The organism is Candidatus Burkholderia verschuerenii (assembly GCF_001189365.1).
Lineage (GTDB): Bacteria > Pseudomonadota > Gammaproteobacteria > Burkholderiales > Burkholderiaceae > Caballeronia > Caballeronia verschuerenii.
Window position 1 is genome coordinate 1 of record NZ_LFJJ01000439.1, and the last position, 1,432, is coordinate 1,432.

The following is a 1,432-nucleotide window of genomic DNA, read 5'->3' on the forward strand; positions in this document are numbered from 1 at the left end:
CGATGCTCGACACCGAGCACGAGGAACGCGGCGTCTATCTCGTGCAGGGCGATCTCACCATCGACGGCGAACCGCTGCCCGAGCAGCAGATGGCCGTGCTCGAGCCCGGCCGCCCCGCGCGTCTGGAAAGCGCGACCGGCGCCGTGGCGATGATCCTCGGCGGCGCGCCGCTCGACGGGGCGCGCTTCATCGAATGGAATTTCGTCGCCAGTTCGCGCCAGAAGATCGAGGCCGCCAAGCAGGCGTGGAGCGAACAGCGCATGGGTCAGGTGCCCGGCGAAACCGAGTTCATCCCGCTGCCGGCGCCGCGCCGCGAGCCGCGCGCGCCCGAGGCATGAACCGTGCAGCATCACGGCGCACACGCGCCGGCATTGAGAAACGCGGCGGCCGTCCCCATCTGCCGGATTTGAGATAGACGGATCGCCAGCACAAGGAGAGACAGCAATGGAAACGACCCTCGCCACTTTCGAGAACGACGTCATCGCGACCTCGATGCTCACGCCCGTCCTCGTCGATTTCTGGGCGCCGTGGTGCGGCCCCTGCAAGACGCTCGGCCCGATGCTGGAGAAGTTCGAAGCGGAAGCCGGCGGCGCATGGAAGCTCGTCAAGGTGAACGTCGACGAAAATCAGGAACTGGCCGGGCACTTTCAGGTGCGCAGCATTCCGCATGTGGTCGCCTTCGCCGATGGCCGTCCGGTGAATCAGTTCACCGGCGTGCTGCCCGAAGGCCAGTTGCGCGCTTTCCTCGATCAACTCGTGCCGCAAGGCGCGGACGCCGAACGCCGCAACGCGCATAACGCGTGGGCGACCGGCAATCGCGCGGAAGCGATCGATCTGATCAAAGCCGCGCTCACGCTCGATCCCGGTTACGACGACGCGCGCATGGACCTGATCGAATGGCTGATCGCGGAACGCCGGTACGACGAAGCGAAGGACGAAGACAAGCTGCTGTCGCCGAAGACGACGCAAGGCATCGACGCGCGCTACAACGCGCTAAAAACCGAACTCGACGCCGCCGATCTGCCGCCCGCCGATGCGCTGTATGCCGCCGTGGAAAAGAATCCGGACGATCTGGAAGCACGCTTCGCGCTGGCGAACCGACTGATCGCCGGACGCGAATACGGCGGCGCGCTGGAGCATTTGCTGGCGATCGTCGAGCGCGATCGCGCGTTCATGGACGACGTCGGCCGCAAGACCATGCTGTCCGTGTTCGAACTCGCGGCGAACCAGCCGGATCTCGTGTCGCACTGGCGGCGTCGCCTGAGCGCGGCGATGAACTGATCGCAAATGCCGGCTATCGAAGCCGGCCTTTTTGTGCGCCCAGCATGGGCGCACTCTTGCGGGTACAAGTCCCGCCGCAAGTTGACCACAGCGAGCGAAGTGAAGCGCAACTGCGGAAGGGCGACCGACCGTGGGGAGGAAGCGTGGAGCG

2 protein-coding genes are annotated in these 1,432 nt (G+C 65.9%); both read left to right on the top strand.

All coding sequences use genetic code 11. The features are described from left to right. Positions 1 to 338: pirin-like C-terminal cupin domain-containing protein (locus tag BVER_RS29590; RefSeq protein ID WP_332309171.1), on the top strand; the 338-nt coding region annotated here is incomplete at its 5' end. Between the two features lie 106 nt (positions 339 to 444). Continuing rightward, entirely contained in the window at positions 445 to 1,281 is an 837-nt protein-coding gene (gene trxA / locus BVER_RS29595) for a thioredoxin (protein ID WP_050456238.1), read from the top strand. Positions 1,282 to 1,432 lie beyond the last annotated feature (151 nt).